Annotated in this window: 19 protein-coding genes and 1 other RNA gene; 11 read left to right on the forward strand and 9 right to left on the reverse strand. The window is 47.0% G+C overall.

Annotated features, from left to right (window positions below):
• Window positions 1-2: 2 nt before the first annotated feature.
• The 3 genes from DI392_RS05885 to DI392_RS05895 are packed head-to-tail and all read right to left on the reverse strand — an operon-like array spanning window position 3 to window position 3,063.
• On the reverse strand, window positions 3-1,226 hold the full coding sequence (locus DI392_RS05885; RefSeq protein ID WP_109318968.1) for an FAD-dependent 2-octaprenylphenol hydroxylase: 1,224 nt from the start codon (window positions 1,224-1,226) through the stop codon (window positions 3-5).
• Complete coding sequence (gene ubiH, locus DI392_RS05890; protein ID WP_109318969.1) at window positions 1,223-2,434, reverse strand: 2-octaprenyl-6-methoxyphenyl hydroxylase; 1,212 nt, start codon at window positions 2,432-2,434, stop codon at window positions 1,223-1,225. The genes DI392_RS05885 and ubiH overlap by 4 nt, the downstream gene beginning before the upstream one ends.
• Window positions 2,435-2,490: 56 nt before the next feature.
• A complete protein-coding gene (locus DI392_RS05895; protein WP_109318970.1) occupies window positions 2,491-3,063 on the reverse strand; it encodes a YecA/YgfB family protein in 573 nt (190 codons plus the stop codon).
• A 211-nt stretch (window positions 3,064-3,274) separates the two neighbouring features.
• Here DI392_RS05895 and zapA point away from each other — a divergent pair, with 211 nt between their 5' ends.
• The 5 genes from zapA (at window position 3,275) to serA (ending at window position 6,849) form a co-directional block, all read left to right on the forward strand.
• Window positions 3,275-3,577 carry a cell division protein ZapA gene (gene zapA / locus DI392_RS05900; RefSeq protein ID WP_109318971.1) on the forward strand — a complete coding sequence of 101 codons (303 nt, stop codon included), beginning with the start codon at window positions 3,275-3,277 and terminating at the stop codon, window positions 3,575-3,577.
• A 41-nt stretch (window positions 3,578-3,618) separates the two neighbouring features.
• Window positions 3,619-3,802, forward strand: a non-coding RNA gene (gene ssrS, locus DI392_RS05905) — 6S RNA.
• 3 nt (window positions 3,803-3,805) lie between these two features.
• The gene (locus tag DI392_RS05910) at window positions 3,806-4,420 is read left to right on the forward strand and encodes a 5-formyltetrahydrofolate cyclo-ligase (protein ID WP_109318972.1); all 615 of its coding nucleotides are present in this window, start codon (window positions 3,806-3,808) and stop codon (window positions 4,418-4,420) included.
• 140 nt (window positions 4,421-4,560) lie between these two features.
• Window positions 4,561-5,217, forward strand: coding sequence for a ribose-5-phosphate isomerase RpiA (gene rpiA, locus DI392_RS05915; RefSeq protein WP_109318973.1), 657 nt, complete (start codon window positions 4,561-4,563; stop codon window positions 5,215-5,217).
• Between the two features lie 390 nt (window positions 5,218-5,607).
• Window positions 5,608-6,849, forward strand: coding sequence for a phosphoglycerate dehydrogenase (gene serA / locus DI392_RS05920; protein ID WP_109318974.1), 1,242 nt, complete (start codon window positions 5,608-5,610; stop codon window positions 6,847-6,849).
• 73 nt (window positions 6,850-6,922) lie between these two features.
• On the opposite strand, the gene DI392_RS05925 is transcribed toward serA, so the two are convergent.
• Entirely contained in the window at window positions 6,923-7,618 is a 696-nt protein-coding gene (locus DI392_RS05925) for an oxidative stress defense protein (protein WP_109318975.1), read from the reverse strand.
• Between the two features lie 95 nt (window positions 7,619-7,713).
• Window positions 7,714-8,610 (reverse strand): LysR family transcriptional regulator ArgP, encoded by an 897-nt coding sequence (locus tag DI392_RS05930; protein ID WP_109318976.1) that lies wholly within the window; start codon window positions 8,608-8,610, stop codon window positions 7,714-7,716.
• Window positions 8,611-8,723: 113 nt separating this feature from the next.
• On the opposite strand from DI392_RS05930, the gene DI392_RS05935 reads away from it, so the two are divergent.
• Window positions 8,724-9,341 (forward strand): LysE/ArgO family amino acid transporter, encoded by a 618-nt coding sequence (locus DI392_RS05935; RefSeq protein WP_109318977.1) that lies wholly within the window; start codon window positions 8,724-8,726, stop codon window positions 9,339-9,341.
• A 58-nt stretch (window positions 9,342-9,399) separates the two neighbouring features.
• Here the strand turns inward: DI392_RS05935 and mscS are convergent, their stop codons facing one another.
• From mscS to epd, 4 genes are all read right to left on the reverse strand, one after another.
• Window positions 9,400-10,266 carry a small-conductance mechanosensitive channel MscS gene (mscS, locus tag DI392_RS05940; RefSeq protein ID WP_109318978.1) on the reverse strand — a complete coding sequence of 289 codons (867 nt, stop codon included), beginning with the start codon at window positions 10,264-10,266 and terminating at the stop codon, window positions 9,400-9,402.
• 148 nt (window positions 10,267-10,414) lie between these two features.
• A complete protein-coding gene (gene fbaA, locus DI392_RS05945; RefSeq protein ID WP_109318979.1) occupies window positions 10,415-11,491 on the reverse strand; it encodes a class II fructose-bisphosphate aldolase in 1,077 nt (358 codons plus the stop codon).
• A gap of 141 nt (window positions 11,492-11,632) precedes the next feature.
• A complete protein-coding gene (locus tag DI392_RS05950; protein WP_109318980.1) occupies window positions 11,633-12,796 on the reverse strand; it encodes a phosphoglycerate kinase in 1,164 nt (387 codons plus the stop codon).
• Window positions 12,797-12,952: 156 nt separating this feature from the next.
• Window positions 12,953-13,984: an erythrose-4-phosphate dehydrogenase gene (gene epd / locus DI392_RS05955; protein WP_109318981.1), complete on the reverse strand. Its 1,032-nt coding sequence runs from the start codon at window positions 13,982-13,984 to the stop codon at window positions 12,953-12,955.
• A gap of 163 nt (window positions 13,985-14,147) precedes the next feature.
• On the opposite strand from epd, the gene DI392_RS05960 reads away from it, so the two are divergent.
• The 5 genes from DI392_RS05960 (at window position 14,148) to DI392_RS05980 (ending at window position 20,118) form a co-directional block, all read left to right on the forward strand.
• The gene (locus DI392_RS05960) at window positions 14,148-15,938 is read left to right on the forward strand and encodes a hypothetical protein (RefSeq protein ID WP_109318982.1); all 1,791 of its coding nucleotides are present in this window, start codon (window positions 14,148-14,150) and stop codon (window positions 15,936-15,938) included.
• Window positions 15,938-16,891, forward strand: coding sequence for a glycosyltransferase family 2 protein (locus DI392_RS05965; RefSeq protein ID WP_109319040.1), 954 nt, complete (start codon window positions 15,938-15,940; stop codon window positions 16,889-16,891). Before DI392_RS05960 ends, DI392_RS05965 begins: the two co-directional genes overlap by 1 nt.
• Before the next feature lie 87 nt (window positions 16,892-16,978).
• Window positions 16,979-18,076, forward strand: coding sequence for a UDP-N-acetylglucosamine 2-epimerase (locus DI392_RS05970; RefSeq protein ID WP_109318983.1), 1,098 nt, complete (start codon window positions 16,979-16,981; stop codon window positions 18,074-18,076).
• Between the two features lie 324 nt (window positions 18,077-18,400).
• Window positions 18,401-19,051, forward strand: a complete 651-nt coding sequence (locus tag DI392_RS05975) for a lysylphosphatidylglycerol synthase domain-containing protein (protein WP_181388365.1) — start codon at window positions 18,401-18,403, stop codon at window positions 19,049-19,051.
• Window positions 19,048-20,118 carry a polysaccharide pyruvyl transferase family protein gene (locus DI392_RS05980; protein WP_109318985.1) on the forward strand — a complete coding sequence of 357 codons (1,071 nt, stop codon included), beginning with the start codon at window positions 19,048-19,050 and terminating at the stop codon, window positions 20,116-20,118. Before DI392_RS05975 ends, DI392_RS05980 begins: the two co-directional genes overlap by 4 nt.
• The last annotated feature ends 113 nt before the right edge of the window (window positions 20,119-20,231 follow it).

Genomic DNA, 20,231 nt, shown 5'->3' on the forward strand with positions numbered 1-20,231 from the left:
ACTCAGTCGCTATAACTACACGTTTTCGCAAGATCAGGAAAGTCGCCTTTCAGCCCCAAAGCTCGCTTCATCATTTCGTTTTTAGCACCCGGCAGTTGATCCGCCAGCGTCATTCCAAACCCCCGCATCAGTTTTTTAACCGGGTTATCCCCCTCAAACAAATCCTTAAAGCCTTGCATTGCAGCAATCATTTTGGCGGCTTCTGCTTTTCGCCAGCGTTCATAAGGACGCAGGTTCACTCTGGAGCCTATATCTTCACCGTTTTGCCACAAACGCAAAACCTCCTGAGCCAGGCTGGCGGCATCCATCAAACCTAAATTAACGCCTTGTCCTGCCAGAGGGTGAATAGTATGAGCAGCATCACCTATCAGAGCCACCCGCTCCTGAACAAAATCACGGGCATAGCGCATTTTAAGCGGGTAACCGACTCGTCTTCCAATGACTTCACACAACCCCAGGTTCATATCAAACTCAGCACTGAGAACCTTATTAAACTCCAGCTCAGAGATCGACAACAGCTTATTCGCTCTATTGGTCTCTGTTGACCAAACGATAGAATTCATGGTCTGGTCTGTATGAGGTAAAAAAGCCAGAGGCCCATAGGGAGTAAACACCTGTCTGGCAATTCGGCGATGCGGTTCCTGAGTTTTTATATTGGCGACGATAGCTGTGTGGCCATAATCCCAGTGCGTCATAGGAATATCTAATTGCTGGCGTACCCATGAGTTCGCGCCATCCGCACCGACCACAAGTTTCGATGTCAGAGACTGGCCGCTATCCAGTGTGATCCAGGCTTCATTTTCTCCCACAATCAGACACTGACAGCTATCAGGCATAAACAAAGAAACATTGTCACAGCCAGACAGCGTATCCAACAGAGCCAGCTGCACAACTCTGTTTTCTACAATATAACCGAGGTCAGGCTGACCAATGTTATCCGCAGAGAACTCTATACTGGCAAAACTATCCTGCTCCCAGACACGGATACCGGTATAAGCAGACGCTCTCCGCTGCCGAATTCCGTTCCATGCACCAAGATTATCTAATACAGACTGACTAGCCCGGTTAAGCGCTGACACTCTGACGTCCGGCAGTGCATTTACGGTAGGTGCTGGCTCTGATTCTTCAATAACAGCAACCCTGAGATCGGAGTCTTTTAAAGCTGCAGCGAGGGTCAATCCAACCATCCCGCCGCCTATGATGATAACGTCGAAACTTTTTATCATAATGATCTTTCTACTAATCCCATCGTGCGCAATAGAAAAGGTGAGGCGAGAGATGTACTGGTGTCTACCGCCATTAACCCAAGATTTCTGGTTACCACAAAAGGACATTGGTTATTAGAAAATACTCTGACTAAAGTATAGGTTAAGTCCACTGTTGCAGAGCGATCATGCACCCTTGATTTTTGATATTGGTTAAGAAATGAGTAGTTACCTACATCTTTAGCATGAGAAACACCACAACCTGTTTCACTCTGTTTATCTTCAGTCAATAACTCTGCCAAAGCAGCTACATCCCGGATTCCAAGATTAAATCCTTGTCCGGCAACGGGATGCAGAGTCTGGGCGGCATTACCCACAACCGATACCCGATGTGAAATTATCTTATCCCGCATAGTCAGTTTTAGCGGGTAAGTGATCCTCTCTCCCACCTGGAGAATACGCCCCAGCCTCCAGCCAAATCCGTCCTGAAGCCGGGAAAGGAAAGCCTCTTCAGGTAACAGGCTGAGCTCTTCAGCCTGCTCGGGAGACATGCACCAAACCAATGACATCCTCTGCTCACTCATCGGCAACAATGCCAGAGGACCAAATTCCGTAAAACGTTCATATGCCTGGTTATTATGGCCTGATTCGGTCACGATATTCGCTATCACCGCCACCTGTCCGAAGTCATACTCTCGGGCTGTGAGCCCTAGTTTTTCACAGCAGCGAGACTGAGTACCGTCTGCCACCACAAACAACCGACATGAAATTTCTTCACCGGAAGCAAGCGTAATCAGGTTGGTATCCTGAGTACGCTCAATATTCACGACCGAGTCAGGACACTTGAAATCAACGCCAGAGGCAGCCAGTCTGGCGTGATAAAGCTGCCCGACATCGGCCAGCTCTACCACATATCCAAGCGCATCTACCCCCTGATGAGCAGCAGAGAACTCCGCCATCCCGACATGTCCCCGATCCGATACATGAATGTTTTTGATCGGCGTGACAAAAGGCTGCAGTTCTTGCCATAAAGAAAAAGAATCCAGAATCTGAACACTGCCGTAAGAAAGTGCAATTGCCCGGGCATCAAAACCTGGGTGACTTTTTTCTACCGGATACGGTTCTATCACCGCAACCGATAAATCATCCCCCCCCAGCTTGTCCAAAGCCAGAGCCAGGGTAGCCCCCACCATTGCGCCTCCGGCAATCACGACATCATAATGCTTCATCTTCGGCCTCAGGTGATAATTAAATACTTGTACCCTTGAGTCAGTACTCAGGTAAGTTAATGAATCGTTGGTTTTTGGGATTCTTTATCCGCTCTCATGCCATACTCAGCATGGATAGTGAGTACACACACTTTAATATGTTCAATCACCTGTTCAAGCAAATCAGCCTGTTCGGCCAGATCATCATCTTCGTCAATCCCTAACTTACCCATTTCTTCCAGATCGGCCAGCGCTTCTTTCACATCTTCAGAGGCTTTCTGAAGAGAAACATTCACCAGCCCTAACCCGGAAATAAAGTGATTAACCCACTCAGACACGGCGTCTGCACGCTCAAAGATATCACTATCTTCCGCTGGCAGCAGTAAGGATAAGGTCATTTCTGATCCAACCAGCTCCTGAGTCGTCACTGAGAGAACATTCTCCGCCACACTAATAGCCCGTACCGGCCATCCCATACCATCATTCGTGTAATCATAAATCAGTGGCTGCCAGCTCTTATCGGTAATAGACAAACCACCGCTTAGCATGCCGGCCAGCAGGCCCTGTAATTCCGCCGGGGTCACCGCCAAACCGGATGACTGCAATTCAGAAGCGGCTGATACATAGTCAGGAAGAGTTTTTTCGCTCATGGAAGATGCTCATGTAATTCGAATAGGCGTTAATCCTAACACTTCCGCTTCCGTGCGGAAATGCCAGAGTAAAACTTGCCCACTCTGATGAATAATCAGCTGATTGAACAATTCATCACGTGAAACGCTTGAATCTTCTTAACGCATTCCCTATAGTTTTCTCTCGGCGGTACAAGAAGCCCCCTGTTGCATGACAAGAGTTTACTGAACAATGAGTAATCAAGCAGTCGAGATTGAAATTTTAGGCAAGTTAATGCAGGTTAACTGCCCGCCCGGACAAGAAGACGCCCTGCGAGGCGCTGCAACAGAGCTGGATCGCCGTTTGAAAGAACTGTCTGAGCGGACTAAAGTCTCTAGCCCGGAAAAGCTGCTCACTTTTGCCGCTCTAAACGTGTGTTATGAGCTTCAAGAGTCTAAAATTGAAATAGAGAAGCAGAAAAATCAGTTGTCTGAGCGCATGGAATTATTAAGCGCCTCTTTGGAAGACGCGCTGAATAAGCTGGCTAAAGAGTAGAAAAAGCAGGCAGTCTGAAAAGCAAGGACAGCAAGAAAAAATTTACCCTGGAGTGTTTGTCAGCAGGATTACGTCCCTGAGCCGATAAGCAATACCTAAGGGTTAGTATTTGGTAGCTATTGAGCAAGCTCGGCCCGTACCGAGAAGCCTACGGTTATCATTGCTGATCCGCCTTGAACCAGCTGGTTCAAGGGTCAATATCCTCAACGGCACTCTGGGGTATCCCCTATGAAAGATTCACAATTTATTCCTACACACCAAGAGGCTCGCACTGAGCTGCGTAAACAGATCCGCAATCAGCGTCAGGCTCTGACGGCACTGGAACAAACCCTTGCCTGTGAAGATGCCCTGTTTAATATTCAGCAATTACCTGCCGTACACTCTGCGCACAATATAGCCCTCTACCTGTCAGCAGATGGTGAGCTGGATACCCACCCCATCATTGAGTACTTCTGGCAACAAGGTAAACATGTCTACCTTCCGGTCATCCACCCCTTTTCCAAAGGTCACCTGCTCTTTATCCGGTACACTCCTGAGACGGCCATGACAGAAAACCGTTTTAATATTCAGGAACCCAAGCTGGATGTCACCAACGTGATTCCCGTTTCGGAACTGGATATGGTTTTCACACCACTGGTTGCCTTTGACAGCGAAGGACACCGTCTTGGGATGGGTGGAGGTTATTACGACCGGACACTGGAAAACTGGTTTCAAACGGGAACCGGACCACTTCCTGTCGGTCTGGCTCACGACTGCCAGTTTGTTCAGCACCTACCGGTTGAGCACTGGGATGTGCCTCTGCCAATGGTCGTGACCCCGGGTAAAATCTGGCACTGGACATAGCTGCCGCCACTCCCAGCCAATCTACAATTTTACTTCCGTCGGCTTAAGTATATAATTCGCGTGCCTGAGCGTTTGAACTGATACCAACACCTCAGGAACGGCCACTATATACACGACTATTCGCTATTCAGGAGATGGGCATGACTCAAGATGAGATGAAAAAAGAAGCTGGTTGGGCAGCACTGAAATACGTAAAACCAGACAGCATTGTGGGCGTCGGTACCGGCTCAACGGTAAAACACTTCATCGACGCACTGGGCACCAAGAAGAATGACATCAAAGGTGCGGTTTCAAGCTCGGTTGATTCTACAGAAAAACTGAAAGCGCTGGGGATTGAAGTATTCGACTGTAACGATGTCGATAAACTGGATGTCTACGTCGACGGTGCTGATGAAATTAACCCAGCCCACGATATGATTAAAGGCGGCGGTGCGGCTCTGACTCGTGAGAAAATCGTTGCGGCCATTTCAGACAAGTTTGTTTGTATTGTCGATGGGTCAAAAAAAGTAGATATACTGGGTGAATTCCCTCTGCCGGTAGAAGTGATCCCTATGGCACGTTCTTATGTTGCACGTGAACTGGTTAAACTTGGCGGGTATCCTGAATACCGCGAAAATGTCGTCACTGATAACGGAAATATCATTTTGGATGTACGTGGCCTGTCCATCACGAATCCAAAAGATCTGGAAGATAAAATCAATGCCATCGCTGGTGTAGTAACAGTAGGTCTGTTTGCTCACCGCGGCGCTGACATTGTGATTACCGGTACTCCGGAAGGCGCAATCATCGAAGAATAATTCTCATTTCCAGGCTGTTACTTCCTGGTTTTAAAATGATATAAATAACTTATATACCTTATTCTGTTATTTCATTACAGACGGTGCTTAAATGCACCGTTTTTTTCGTTTATGGCTGTAATTTTCTTACCCAAACCTCTTTTTTTTTGATAGTTTATTGGGCAGGCTCCGCTCATTACTTTCTACTGATGAAAGTAAACGGCCTCCGGAAGACGCACAAGGAACCTGCTTTTCTTCACTTTTAGCTTTAGTTTCAGCAGGAAAGCATAAAAAACTTCTTTTAGGTTTTGCCAGGCTGTATGCATTTGTTGCATTAAATACAGATAACCACTGAAGTTCTCCTATACTCCATGTGCGCCAGTTTGCATCCCATTTTAAGGACGAGAATAAATGGCCAAAGTATCACTGGAAAAAGACAAAATTAAATTTTTACTGCTTGAAGGTCTTCACCCTTCTTCTGTTGAAGTACTGGAAGCTGCAGGTTACACCAACATTGAATACCACAAAGGTTCCCTTTCTGAAGAAGAGCTGCTGGAAGCAGTAAAAGACGTACACTTTATTGGTATTCGTTCCCGCAGTAACCTGACAGAAGAAGTCTTTGCAGCAGCGAATAAGCTGGTTGCTGTGGGTTGTTTCTGTATCGGAACCAACCAGGTTGATCTTAATGCAGCAGCTAAACGCGGTATTCCAGTGTTTAACGCTCCGTTCTCTAACACTCGTAGTGTGGCAGAGCTGGTTCTGGGCGAGATTCTTCTGCTACTACGTGGTGTTCCAGAAAAGAGTGCCGCCGCTCACCGTGGTATCTGGAAAAAATCGGCTGACGCCTCTTACGAAGCTCGTGGCAAGCGCCTGGGTATTATTGGTTATGGCCATATCGGTACTCAACTGAGCATTATCGCTGAAAACCTGGGCATGCGCGTCTACTACTACGATATTGAAAACAAGCTTTCCCTTGGTAATGCAACTCAAGTACATACTATGGAAGAGCTGTTAGGCAAATGTGATGTAATCACTCTGCATGTACCCGAAACGCCTGATACGAAGAATATGATGGGCAGCGAGCAGTTTGCTATGATGAAACCAGGTTCTATCTTCATTAACGCTGCACGCGGTACAGTGGTCGATATCCCGGCTCTGTGTGAAGCACTGGAAACCGGTCATATTCATGGTGCGGCTGTCGATGTATTCCCTGTCGAACCAAAAACCAATGCCGACCCGTTTGAATCACCACTGACTAAGTATGATAACGTGATCCTGACTCCACACGTTGGTGGTTCTACTCAGGAAGCACAGGAAAATATTGGTGTTGAAGTGGCCGGTAAACTGGCGAAATATTCAGATAATGGCTCAACTCTGTCTAGCGTGAACTTCCCGGAAGTTTCTCTGCCAGGACACAAAGGTGCCTCTCGTCTGTTGCATATTCACGAAAACCGCCCGGGTATTCTGAACAAAATCAACACCATTTTTGCTGAAGATGGCATTAACATTGCCGGTCAGTATCTGCAAACAACGGCAGAGTTTGGTTATGTGGTTATTGATGTGGAATCTGCTCGCTCTAACGAAGCACTAGAGAAGCTAAAAAGTATTGAAGGCACCATTCGTGCCCGCGTTCTGCACTCTTCAGAAGGCTAATACGCGGATATAAGCCATACTGAATACAAAGCCCCTGTCACCAAAATGGCAGGGGCTTTTATATCCTTAAGGCTTACTTGATACGATACACCACATTCACTTGGTCCCGAATGGTGATAGCGGCATCCTGATACCCGCCAGCCCCCTGTATTTTCGCTTCAGCGGCCATATTTCTCATCAGAACAGGCTGAGGGGAAACACTGTTATATCGAATGCTCCAGATACCATTCAGCGCCATGCCAAATCCCTTTGCCAGCGATCTGGCTTTCGCTCTGGCATCCTTAATCGCTGCCATACGAGCCTGTTCTGCGTAGCTCGCCTGATCCCGAATCTTTAGCCGTATATTATCGACCCGGTTGATACCATCACCCAGTGCGCTATCCAGAATACCATTCAGTTTATCAAGTTCATACACACTGACCGTAACCCTTCTGGAGGCACGAAAGCCAACCAGCTCTTGTTCACCGTCTTTCGGGTAGTTATAACGGGGAGAAAGGCTCAGGTTACCACTGACAATATCTTCCCTGCTCACCCCCTCAGCTGTGAGGTGCTCAATAAAAGCGGACACCACCTTATCGACGCTCTGTTTGGCCTGTTCTGATGTCTTCGTAAGCTTTTCAACCTGAACGCTAAATTCAGCCATATCCGGCTTCGCCGTGACTTCACCATAACCTGTCGTTTCTATATGAGCAAAATCCAGATCATTGGCATAAACAGAGCTAGCCAGCAAGGCCGGAAGGATAACCAAACAACGCAGTAGAGTTTTCATTATTATTTCCCGTGTCAGTGTGTTAATCCACTTTTATCATAATAACCCGGCTTATTTAGGAGTGACTGTCCTTTTCTGATATTTTAACCCAATTTTTACGCACGCAAATGCTCATGAGCATAATGAATGACGGAGGAAGACAGGTCTTTCAAAACGCCACTTTCTAATTGCCAGTGATGCCAGTACAGCTGCTGATCGACACATAACCCCGGAGTAATATCGATCAGTTGTCCATTATCCAGTTCCTCACGGATCTGAATTTCAGGTATCATGCAGTAACCAAACCCCGCCAGAGCGGCTTTGACACAGGCTTCCGAGCTCGCAACACCATGTTTTACTTCGCTGATCATTTCATGCCCGAAGTTCTTAAATACAAAGCGTTCATTGACAAAATCGTGGTGATCAAACGCGATCGCCGGGGCTTTCTCAAGAGAGTTAATGTCCACGCCACCAGAAAAATACGTCTGATAAAACTCTGGCGTTGACACACACAGGTAAGGCATGTCTCCCAGCAATACGGCATTACAGCCGGGCAAAGGCTTAGCTGACTGGCTGATAGCCCCGACCACTTCACCATTTTTCAGCTTATCAATGGTTCTGCGCTCATCGTCAACCACCAGGTGGATCTCCAGTTTTCTCTGTTTCATTAGAGGCGTGATAGCCGGAAATAACCAGGTAGCCAGGCTGTCAGCATTGGTAGCGATGGACACCGATACGGGCTTTTCCTCACCGTCGTTACTCAGTTCGGGCAGGAGATCCTGCTCCAGTACACATACCTGCCGGTATAGCCCCAGCAGCTTTTGCCCTGCGGGTGTCACTCTGGGCGGCTGCTCACGAACCAGTACCGGCTGTGCTAACCATTTTTCCAGTTGTTTAATCCTCTGTGACACAGCCGATTGAGAAACACACAATACTTCTGCCGCTTTTTCAAAGCTGCGTTGAGCAACAATTTCATCCAGAGCTTCAAGCCAGCGGTAGTCCAGTCCACGCATAATCTCACCATAAGAATAACTAATGACTGATTAATATTATTAGTTTTATTTATTTTTTTCTATGGCTTATTTTGTTCCTCAGATAATTATTTATTCACTTTTAAGGTATAACTATGAACATATGGATATTACTTCAGGGCTTTGGTTTTGGTGCCACAATGATCATTCCTATTGGTGCGCAGAATGCCTATGTACTGAATCAGGGGATTCAGCGTAACCACCACCTGACCACAGCAACCATCTGTAGTTTCCTGGATATCTTTTTTATCTCTCTGGGGGTGTTTGGAGGGGGAGCTGTATTAGCACAGAGCGATTGGCTTCTGACCAGCGTGACCCTGGGTGGGATCCTGTTTCTTTCCTTTTACGGTTTTTCGTCAATAAAAAGTGCCTTCCGCTCTGCGGACAATGAAACACAAGCCACAACACTTGCCCGGGGAAGACGAGCCGTCATTCTGGGTACGTTAGCCGTAACAGTGCTCAACCCGCACCTCTACCTGGATACAATTGTGATTTTGGGCTCTATTGGTGGTCAGTTTGAAGGCAGCGACAGAATCTCCTTTGTGATAGGCACCATTATGGCCTCATTTGTCTGGTTTTATTCGCTGTCTATTGGTGCGGCCAAACTGGCACCTGTGCTCTCACAGCCAAAAGTGAAAAAAGGTATTGATATCGTTGTCGGTCTGGTGATGTTTGTGATTGCAACGTCTCTGGCTAAGGGATTATTGGTCTGACACAGAAAATAAAAAGGCAGAGTCACCCTCGACTCTGCCCTATACTCAAAGCTATTGGTTAATCGACCTTGTTCAAATGAACATCCATTTGCGGAAATGGAATTTCGATACCTTCCCGGTCCAGAGCTTCTTTAATGCCCTGCATAATATCAAAGTAGACACCCCAGTAATCCGACGTTTTAACCCATGGACGAACCACGAAGTTAACCGAAGAGTCCGCCAGTGTATGCACACCGATCGTTGGCTTAGGCTCTTTAAGAATACGTTCATCAGCCATTAATACTGAAGAAAGCACCTCTTTGGTTTTTTGTAAGTCTGCGTTATAGGAGACCCCAATCACCAGATCAATACGACGTGTAGTATGACGTGAATAGTTGGTGATAGGCCCGCCAATTACCGCAGAGTTTGGTACCACAACCATCTTATTATCCGGAGTAGTCAGTACGGTCTGGAAAATCTGAATAGAATCGACCGAACCGGCAACACCACCGATTTCTACATAGTCGCCCGATTTAAATGGACGAAATGCAACAATCAATACCCCCGCTGCAAAGTTGGATAGCGAACCTTGCAGCGCCAAGCCAACTGCCAAGCCGGCGGCACCGATAACAGCGACTACAGAAGCGGTTTGTACACCAATTCTTCCCAGAGCCGCGATCAGGACAATGATAAACAACAGATAGCGAACCAGAGCAGAAATAAAGTCCACTACTGCTTTGTCCATCTCGCGCTTCTGCAACAGCCTGGAAACACTTCCGGCTATTGCTTTCACAACCATATTACCAATGAACAGGATCAGAACTGCTGAAATCAGATTGACGCCATACTGAATCAGTAAATCGGAATTATCAGTCAGCCACTGACTCACATTTGAAATACTTCCGCTCACATCCAGATTAACCGGAGTGGTTCCTTCATTAGCCATTTTACCCTCTCGAAATTGTTATTATTAAACGTATACAGATTAGCGATAGTCGTTCTGTAAATCCATAAAAAATCGCATTAAAAAAGCCGCCTCATTTCTGAGGCGGCTTTTCAGCAACTTAAATTATTAACTGTCTAGACAGTAATAATTACAGTACGTCAACTGCGTTAAGGTCAGCAAATGCTTTCTCAAGGCGAGCAACCATTGAAGCTTGACCAGCACGTAGCCATACGCGTGGATCGTAGTATTTCTTGTTAGGCGCTGCTTCACCAGTTGGGTTACCGATTTGACCTTGCAGGTAATCGTGGTTGTCAGCTTCGAACTGACGGATGCCGTCCCAAGTCGCCCACTGAGTATCAGTATCGATGTTCATTTTGATAACGCCGTAGCCGATAGACTCTTTGATTTCTTCTTCAGAAGAACCTGAACCACCGTGGAATACGAAGTTCAGAGAGTTAGCTGGGATACCGAATTTCTCAGAAACGTAAGCTTGAGAGTCACGCAGGATAGTTGGAGTAAGAACAACGTTACCAGCCTGGTAAACACCGTGTACGTTACCGAAAGAAGCCGCGATAGTGAAACGGTGGCTAACTGCGTTTAGTTTTTCGTAAGCGTATGCAACGTCTTCTGGAGAAGTGTACAGCTCAGACTGATCCATATCAGAGTTGTCAACGCCGTCTTCTTCACCACCAGTACAACCAAGTTCGATCTCGATTGTCATGTTCATTTTAGCCATGCGCTCTAGGTACTTAGCACATGTTTCAACGTTTTCTTCCAGAGACTCTTCAGAAAGGTCAAGCATGTGAGAAGAGAACAGAGGCTTACCAGTTTGTGCGAAGAATTCTTCACCAGCGTCCAGCAGGCCGTCGATCCATGGAAGAAGTTTCTTAGCTGCGTGGTCAGTGTGCAGGATTACTGGTACACCGTAAGTTTCAGCAACTGCGTGTACGTATTTTGCACCAGCAACTGCGCCAAGGATTTGTGCACCTTGACCTTCTAGTTTAACGCCTTTACCAGCAAAGAACGCTGCGCCGCCGTTAGAGAACTGAATGATAACAGGAGCTTTAACTTTAGCTGCTGCTTCTAGAACGCCGTTTACTGAGTCAGTGTTAACACAGTTAACTGCTGGAAGAGCAAAGTTATTTTCTTTAGCTACTTCAAATACTTTTTGTACGTCGTCGCCAGAGATTACGCCTGGTTTTACGAAATCGAAGATCTTAGACATGGAATGAGTCCTATTTTCTGTCGTATTAAATTAAAAAATCTGCAATCGTTTGCTAACAGCGGGCGGCATTGTAGCAACATTTATCGGCCCACAGCAAACGTAAAAAGGCGGGAAAATCATCCCGCCTTATAAATCATGTAATTACGCTTTAGCACGCTCTTCAAGCATTGCAACAGCTGGAAGTACTTTACCTTCAACAAACTCAAGGAAAGCACCGCCGCCAGTTGAGATGTAAGAAACGTCTGCTTTGATACCGAACTTGTCGATAGCAGCCAGAGTGTCACCACCACCTGCAACAGAGAAACCTTCAGAAGCAGCAATAGCTTCAGAAATACCTTTAGTACCAGCTTCGAAGTTCTTGAATTCGAATACACCTACAGGGCCGTTCCAAAGGATAGTTTTCGCGTTTTTAAGAATCTCAGCCAGTGCTGCAGTTGAATCTGGACCAAGGTCGAAGATCATGTCGTCGTCTTGTACTTCAGAAACGTCTTTGATTTCAGCTTCTGCGTTTTCATCAAACGCTTTCGCACATGCAACATCAGTCGCTACTGGAATTGCACACTCATCCATTAGTTTCTTAGCAGTGTCAACCAGGTCTGCTTCGTACAGAGATTTACCAACGTTGTGGCCAGCAGCTGCGATGAATGTATTTGCGATACCACCACCAACAACCAGTTGGTCAGCGATTTTAGACAGAGACTCAAGAACAGTCAGTTTAGTCGATACTTTAGAACCACCAACGATAGCAACCATTGGACGAGCTGGCTTGTCCATTGCTTTGCCAAGAGCGTCAAGTTCGTTAGCCAGAAGAGGACCAGCACAAGCAACAGGAGCGTTCATGCCAACACCGTGAGTTGAAGCCTGAGCACGGTGAGCAGTACCGAATGCATCCATTACGAAGATGTCACACAGTGCAGCGTACTTCTTAGACAGTTCTTCTTCGTTTTTCTTCTCGCCTTTGTTGAAGCGAACGTTTTCAAGAACAACCAGTTCACCAGTGTTCAGCTCAAGACCCTCAAGGTAGTCTTTTGCCAGTTTAACTTCGCAATCCAGTGCGTCGTTCAGGTAGTTAACGACAGGCTGTAGAGAGAACTCTTCTGCATATTCGCCTTCAGTAGGACGACCCAGGTGAGAAGTAACCATTACTTTTGCACCAGCTTCCAGGCAGTGCTTGATAGTAGGTAGAGATGCAAGGATACGAGCATCAGAAGTTACTTTGCCATCTTTTACTGGCACGTTTAGGTCAGCACGGATAAATACGCGTTTACCTGCAAGATCCAGGTCAGTCATCTTGATTACAGACATGGTTTGTCCTCTCGATTAAATAATTAAAGTTTTAACGGTTCAGCTTCATGCCAAACCATGGAATTCTTTACTACTTAGGTACTACTGCACCGAAGATGGGGATTCTCTCCCCTTATTTCAAGGAATATAACCGCATTCCCTTCTATTTTCTTTTCACTATGCTGATGTACAAACAGACATAGCGATAGCGGTATCCAGCATCCGGTTGGCGAAACCCCATTCGTTGTCACACCAGACCAGCATTTTTACCAGACGACCGTTACTCACCCTGGTTTGTGTCCCGTCCACAATCGCACTATGCGGGTCATGATTAAAGTCACTGGAAACCAGAGGCGCTTCAGTATAGTCAACAATGCCACGTAATGTACACTGAGAAGCCTCTATGATGGTTTGATTTACGTCATTAACTTTCACATTTGAGTTAATTGTGACACTTAAATCCATAGCCGTGACGTTAACTGTCGGCACTCTCACAGAAATAGCCTCAAATCTGTCAGAAAATTTCGGAAAAATTCGTACTATCCCTTTATGCAATTTTGTATCGACCGGGATAATAGACTGGCTGGCTGAACGGGTCCGGCGTAAATCCGGGTGATAAGCATCAATCACCTGCTGATCATTCATAGAGGAATGGATACTGGTAATGGTGCCGGAATCGATACCAAACGCTTCATCCAGAATTTTAATAACAGGGACAATACAGTTTGTTGTGCAGGAACCATTGGAAACAACATGATGCGTTGGTTCAAGCGTTTCATGATTAACACCGTAGATAATAGTGTTATCCAGATCATTCGCTCCAGGATGAGAAAACAGCACCTTTTTCGCCCCAGCCTGAATGTGTTTCTGCCCATCGTCCTGCGACCCATACACTCCGGTACAGTCCAGCACGATGTCGACATTCAGATCTTTCCAGGGAAGTAATTCGATTTCCGGTAAATGCAAAACCCGGACAGGATCACACTCACCATTATCATGATGGATAAACAGATGTTCCTGATCGTGGGTGATTTTTTTCCCGAACCGGCCATGACTGGTGTCATATTGTAGAAGGTGAGCCATCGCTTCCGGCTGAGCCAGTTCGTTTAATGCAACAACCTGTATATGCTCATACTTGCCGCTTTCATACACGGCACGCAGTATATTCCGCCCGATACGACCAAATCCATTAATGGCGACTCTTAACATCCGTTTATTCTCGTTTATTACTGTATCTTCGGGGCCGAATAGTATCCTAATTACGTGACAATCTCACCTGAAGAATGACCTGACACCTTAACTTATCAATCCATCGACTATACTCAGGTTGTGCATATTCAGCATGCTTAGCTATCAGGAGTGTTTGTTATTCATGGCGTTAGGTATTTTTCAGATAGTCACCCGAGTCTCTTTGGCATCCTATAAGGAACCAGTTCGTATCACTGTTTTTCTATGGCTGCTGCTTTCGGTGGGGCTTATCTATAAATTTGCTCCCGAGGTTTACATGCTGAAGCTGGGAGATAATGACAACTTTATGCGCTACGTTCAGTTTACCGAGTGGCTGAAACAGGGCAACTGGTATCTCGAGCCCCTTCCCCGCTTCAATCCTCAGGATGGGGTTATAATACACTGGTCACGACTGCCGGATATCCTTCTGGCCCTTGTTACTGTTATCAGTAGTTGGGCTATGACAGATCAAATAGCAGAAACCGTAGCCATGTCTGTCGTCCCCTGCCTCTACTTTCTGCTATTGCTCCTGGCGACCGGAGCCTTTACCTACCGGACTCTTGGACGAAAATACACAATAATCAGTGTGGTGTTTATCGCTGCCTCTTCGGTCATTGCCAAATTCATGCCCGGCTCCATTGATCATCATAATATTCAGCTGGTTTTAGCCGCATGGTTTTTAACACTCACCCCTTTCAGGCACTACGAATGCAAGAAGCACACAGCCGCTGTTCTTCAGGGAGTGTTACTGGGCCTTTCTTTCTGGGTCGGTCTAGAAAATATTATCTTCTTTGCGGCCGTTATGGTGCTGATCACTCTGCTCGGCTACATACAGTCTGTCCGCTTTCTCTACTACGCCCGCCTTGTGTGTATCAGCGCCGTCATAACCTGTGTCATTTTGCTGCCGGTTAACCGGCCCCTGAGTGAGTTCTTTACTGGCAGGGTAGACGCCCTTTCTCTCCCTTATGTTTTCGCTCTCAGCTGTGGTTATCTGTTTTGTCAGTTGTCATTGTTTGCCCGTAAGACGCTACCAACAAACCGTTACCTGACTTACTTAGTGCTGGGCGTGCTTTCACTCATGCCTGTGGCTATATTAACCCCGGAGATTTTGCTCGGAGTGTATTATCACTACCCGCCGCTACTGGATAAATATTGGTTGTCTCAGGTTATTGAAGCCCGTTCCTCAATAAGTTATATCCTGTCTGATGGCTTCTTTGCGTCAAGAAACCTTATCCTCCCGCTACTGCCCGCTTTTTTCTCCGTCATCTATATTCGTACAGACAAGGTATCACGTTACCTATATGCACTCTTTATCCTGTTAGCTTTGCCTTTTATCTTCTGGCAAATCAGGACCGTGTATATCGCGTTTGTTGTTGGTATGCCCTTACAGGCGTTATTCGCCGTCAGACTGGCTGAGCAGATGAAAGTAACCTTACTTAAAGCGGCTACGATCATCTTTTGCATACCGGCTTGCCTGATGTTACTGGCAAGCTTACTCCATAGTGCGACTACGGCAGGCTCCGGAGACGAATTAGCTAAGGCATCCGGACTGGATAAAGCTGACATAATCTCAGTACTGCTCCGGCACCAGGTTACCGCCAGTAGAATACTCGCCCCTTTCGATTATGGAGCCGCGATTCTGGCAGAAACCGACAATCAGGTTATCTCCGCACCTTATCATCGAAACATCCAGGGAAACCAACTGACGGTTGAACTTTTTACTACCACCAACCTGGATCTGGTCCGGCAAAAATTAAAAACACGTCACATTGATTACGTAATGTTTGGCCCTCATTCAACCAGTAAGATATTTAGCGTCTATTCTGATAAGAGTTCCTTTATAAATCAGCTGTATGCCGGACAATACCCCAGTTGGTTGAGGCTCGTGGAAAAAAATGAACAGGGATTCCTTTTATTTAAGGTGAAGACGCAATGATGGTTAACTCCCCAAAAGTAGCCGTGCTGCTACCTTGCTACAATGAAGAAGGTGCAATAGCCAATACCATTCATGGGTTTATACAAGCGCTTCCCGAGTGCGATGTCTATGTCTATGACAACAACTCGACCGATAACACTGTGAATGAAGCCAAAGAGGCCGGAGCCATTGTCAGAAAAGAACAACGACAAGGAAAAGGGGAAGTGGTACGCAGAATGTTTGCGGATGTTGACGCCGATATCTATGTTATGGCGGATGGAGATGCCACTTATGATCCGACTGCCGCCCCAATGCTCATTCAGACATTAATAGATGAGCAGCTGGATATGGTCGTAGGTACTCGATCTATTGCTCAGGAGGCTTACCCGACCGGACATATTCTGGGGAATAAAGCCTTTTCAACGCTCATTAATCAATTTTTTAATGCATCGCTCACGGACGTTTTTTCCGGATACCGAATTATGAGCCGACGGTTTGTAAAAACCATTCCGGTACTGAGTGACGGGTTTCAGATTGAAACTGAGCTTACCGTCCACGCCCTGCACCATAAACTTCCGCTAGCAGAAATACCAACAGATTACCATGCAAGACCTGAAGGAACGGCAAGTAAACTGCACACCTTCTCTGACGGGTTTAAGATACTCAGTTTTATTTTTTTCCTGATCCGCGACATTAAACCTCTGTTATTTTTTTCCTCTGCGGCACTCAGCTTCGCGATTCTCTCTTTACTTCTGGGCATACCGGTGATTTTTGAGTTTATGGAAACCGGACTGGTAGAGCGTTTCCCCACCGCAATTCTGGCCAGCAGTATCGGAATTATTGCAATTATATGCCTGTTTACCGGATTAATACTGGATAATGTGAGTCGGGGGAGAATGGAGGTGAAGGTAATTAATTATAAATCTTATTCTTTATTAGAAACAGAAAGTAATGCTCTGAAAAGATCAAACTGATAGCGGCCCGTTTTTCAGTGAGGGTGACAAGCATTAAAATCAAGTTAACTCTTTAATAATATAGGATATCCAGGCTTTGGTAATGGTATGATTCACGTTTTTATTGGCACTCGTGCGCAACTCATAAAAATGATTCCCCTCATGCGAGAGATGCAAGACAGAGGCATCGATTACAACTTCATTTTCATGGCGCAGCACCGTATTACTATTTACGAAATGCTACAGGATTTCGACCTGAAAGCACCAGATTTTGTCCTGTGTGATGAGGGTAGCGATATTGTCAGCACAGGAAAGATGGTGCTCTGGTCTCTGAAAGTATTGTGGCGCGGTTTTTGGAGTAAAAAGAATATCTTCCGGGGGGATAAAAACGGTATCGTGTTGATCCATGGTGATGCGCCACCATTGTTCCTGGGTGCTGTACTAGCCAAACTACAGGGTCTCAAAGTGGGCTCTGTCGAAGCCGGGCTACGCTCATTTAACATGATGAACCCCTTCCCGGAAGAGCTGACGCGCGTATTCACTGCAAGGTTGGGATTGATCAATGTCTTCTACTGCCAGGACGATACCTCGTTGCGAAATGCTCAGGCTTACGGGAAAGGGCGCTGTATACATACACAAGGGAACACCATCATCGATGCCATCCGCCTTGCAAAACATTTGAATCAGCAAATGCCATCAAGGGAACTAAATGACGCAGAGCCTTTTGCTGTGGTGACATTGCACCGCTTCGAGACCATTTCCAATAGGGAAGGGCTGAACCGTATAGTGGAACTAGTGAACCGAATCACACGAGAGTTTCGGGTCAAGTTTATTCTGCACCCGCCCACGCGTGCGGCACTCCAGAAGTCCGGTCATTACCACCAGCTCGAACAGAATGAAAAATTGGACTTGCTGCCACGCATGCGGTTTATCGATTTTAATGCACTCATCTCGAAAGCTGCCTTTCTGGTAACTGATGGAGGGAGCAACCAGGAAGAAACCGCTTTTCTCGGTATTCCCTGTCTACTGTTTCGTGATGAAACCGAACGCCAGGACGGACTAGGCGAAAACGTAGTACTATCGCATTTTGATACCCGAACCATCGATGCGTTTATCGCTAATCCTGACAAATACCGCCGTCCCATGCATGAACAGGAGCGCCGCCCCATAGATGTCATCATCGATGACGTGATGTCGTTTGTATGAAGCAAGGTAACGGACAGGCCTTGATTCATCCCCGACATTGCTTCACGCGAATAACCTCGGGAGTGAAGCATCATGATCATGAAACCCGCTGAGTCAATTATGGTCAGGTTGCAGGCTATACGGGAGTACAAACTCTCCCCCAGATCAGAGAAAAAGATTCTTATCGTTTCCATGCTAGTGCTTGTCGTCGGGGTTTATTTGTCTCTGAACGATAACCCAAATATCCAGACCCAGATCGACTGGCGGGCCATCGCCGTTGTGATGCTTATCTGCGTTCCGGTGACCGCGCTCATCAATGCCCTGGAATTTATCGTCAGTGCACGCATGGTCGGAGTATACTTTCCGGTTTTTCGCGCGATGAAGGTCACTGTCATCGGTTCAGCGGCAAATATGCTGCCGCTGCCAGGGGCGACCATGGTGCGTATCCTCGCACTCAAGACTTCGGGAGTGAGCTTCCGAAAAGGCACGGGCATCACCCTGTTACTAGCTCTGATCTGGAGCGGTATGTCGTTCTTTTATGCTGGCGTGATGCTACAGCAATTCGATACCGGGATGATGGCCTGGGGATTAGGGGGAACCGGAGCCGGCGTGTTGCTAGCCAGTGCTTGGATGACCCGCTACAACGGCGCGCGGATCACTGATTACCTACGCCTTGTTGCGCTCAAATTAGCAATGGTACTAGTTGATGCGGTACGGATATATTTCTGTTTTCAGGCACTAGAGCTGGATGTGCGGTTTTTCCAAGCCTCGGCATTCGTGGTGTCCAGTGTCCTGGGCTCCGCTGTTTCCATCGTCCCGGCGGGTCTGGGGGTCAGGGAGTTAGTGTCTGCGGGATTGGCTCCCATAGTGGGGATTGCCGCGTCTGCGGGCTTTCTGTCAGCGACCCTGAACCGGGTTACCGGCCTTGCTGCCCTGCTACCAGTGGCTGGTTTGCTGGTCTGGCTGGACAAAGAAAAAAAAGGTGACCATTCATGAAAGCCGTCGTGTCAGCCTGGATAGGCTCCAACAACCTTGGTGACGAATTAATCTTCATGGCATTGTTGAGGCTGTTAGATGAGCTGGGTATCTCTAGGGATGATGTCACTGCTATTACACTCAATGTGAAGGGTACCCGCGAAACGTTCGGTACACGAGCTGTGGGACATTTCGATTTCCTGGGCCAGATGCAGGCCATTCGCCAGGCGGATGTGTTGATATTCGGTGGTGGAGGACTGCTGCAAGACGAGACCAGCATTTGGAACCTACCCTACCACCTGTCACGCGTATGGCTGGCCCGACTACTGCGCAAACCGGTTGTCGCTCTCGGTTTGGGGGCTGGTATTATTGGTTCGCGTCTAAGCGGCTGGCTAGTGCGCATGACCTTCGGGCCAAGTACGCCCATCGCAGTACGCGATGAGGAATCGCTCCAGGTCCTGCGCGGGATCGGTATACAGCATGCCAGCCAAACTGCAGATCTAGTACTGAGTCAGCCTATTGTGCAGCATGAACCCAAGGGTTACATAGCTGTCGCTTTGCGGCCCTTTTCTCAAAAACGTGGTTGGTTGCCAGTACATATGCGGCGGCAGTCTGATCCCAAGGACCCTATACAGATTGCGGCCCTGCTGGATCAGGCCGCTCGACGGACAGACCTGCCGGTTCGGTTCGTATCATTCGACCTAGATAAAGACTTAACTTACCATCAGTTGATCGCTGCGCACATGTCCTCCGACGTGAGCTTTGTGTCACCGACAGTGGATCATGTCACCGAGGTGATTGGCTCGGCCAATGTAGTCATTGGCATGCGTTACCACGCCGCAATCTTGGCTTTCCTTTGCGGAGTTCCCAGCATTCTGATTGGCTACTCACCCAAGGTACAGTCCCTGGCCAAGGAGGCGACACAGGGTTGCAAGGTCATAGCTAATGATCTTAAAGCCTTTAAAACATTGCCGACGCTCTTGGAAGAAGTGTTGAATCAAGGGCAGAACGTTGCTATTGCCAGAGAACGATTGCATGCGAAAGCGTTGGAAAACATCGTTTCGTTGCGTGATTTTCTGTCTAGGTAATGTCAAACAGAGTCAAAAAGATATCACGACAGATGCAAGAGTCTTCTTACTGATAATACGATAGTCGTAACTGTTCTGATATCCCCAAAATTGGAGCAACCAAAACCAACAGA

It is taken from the genome of Vibrio albus (assembly GCF_003144035.1).
Classification (GTDB): Bacteria; Pseudomonadota; Gammaproteobacteria; order Enterobacterales; family Vibrionaceae; genus Vibrio; species Vibrio albus.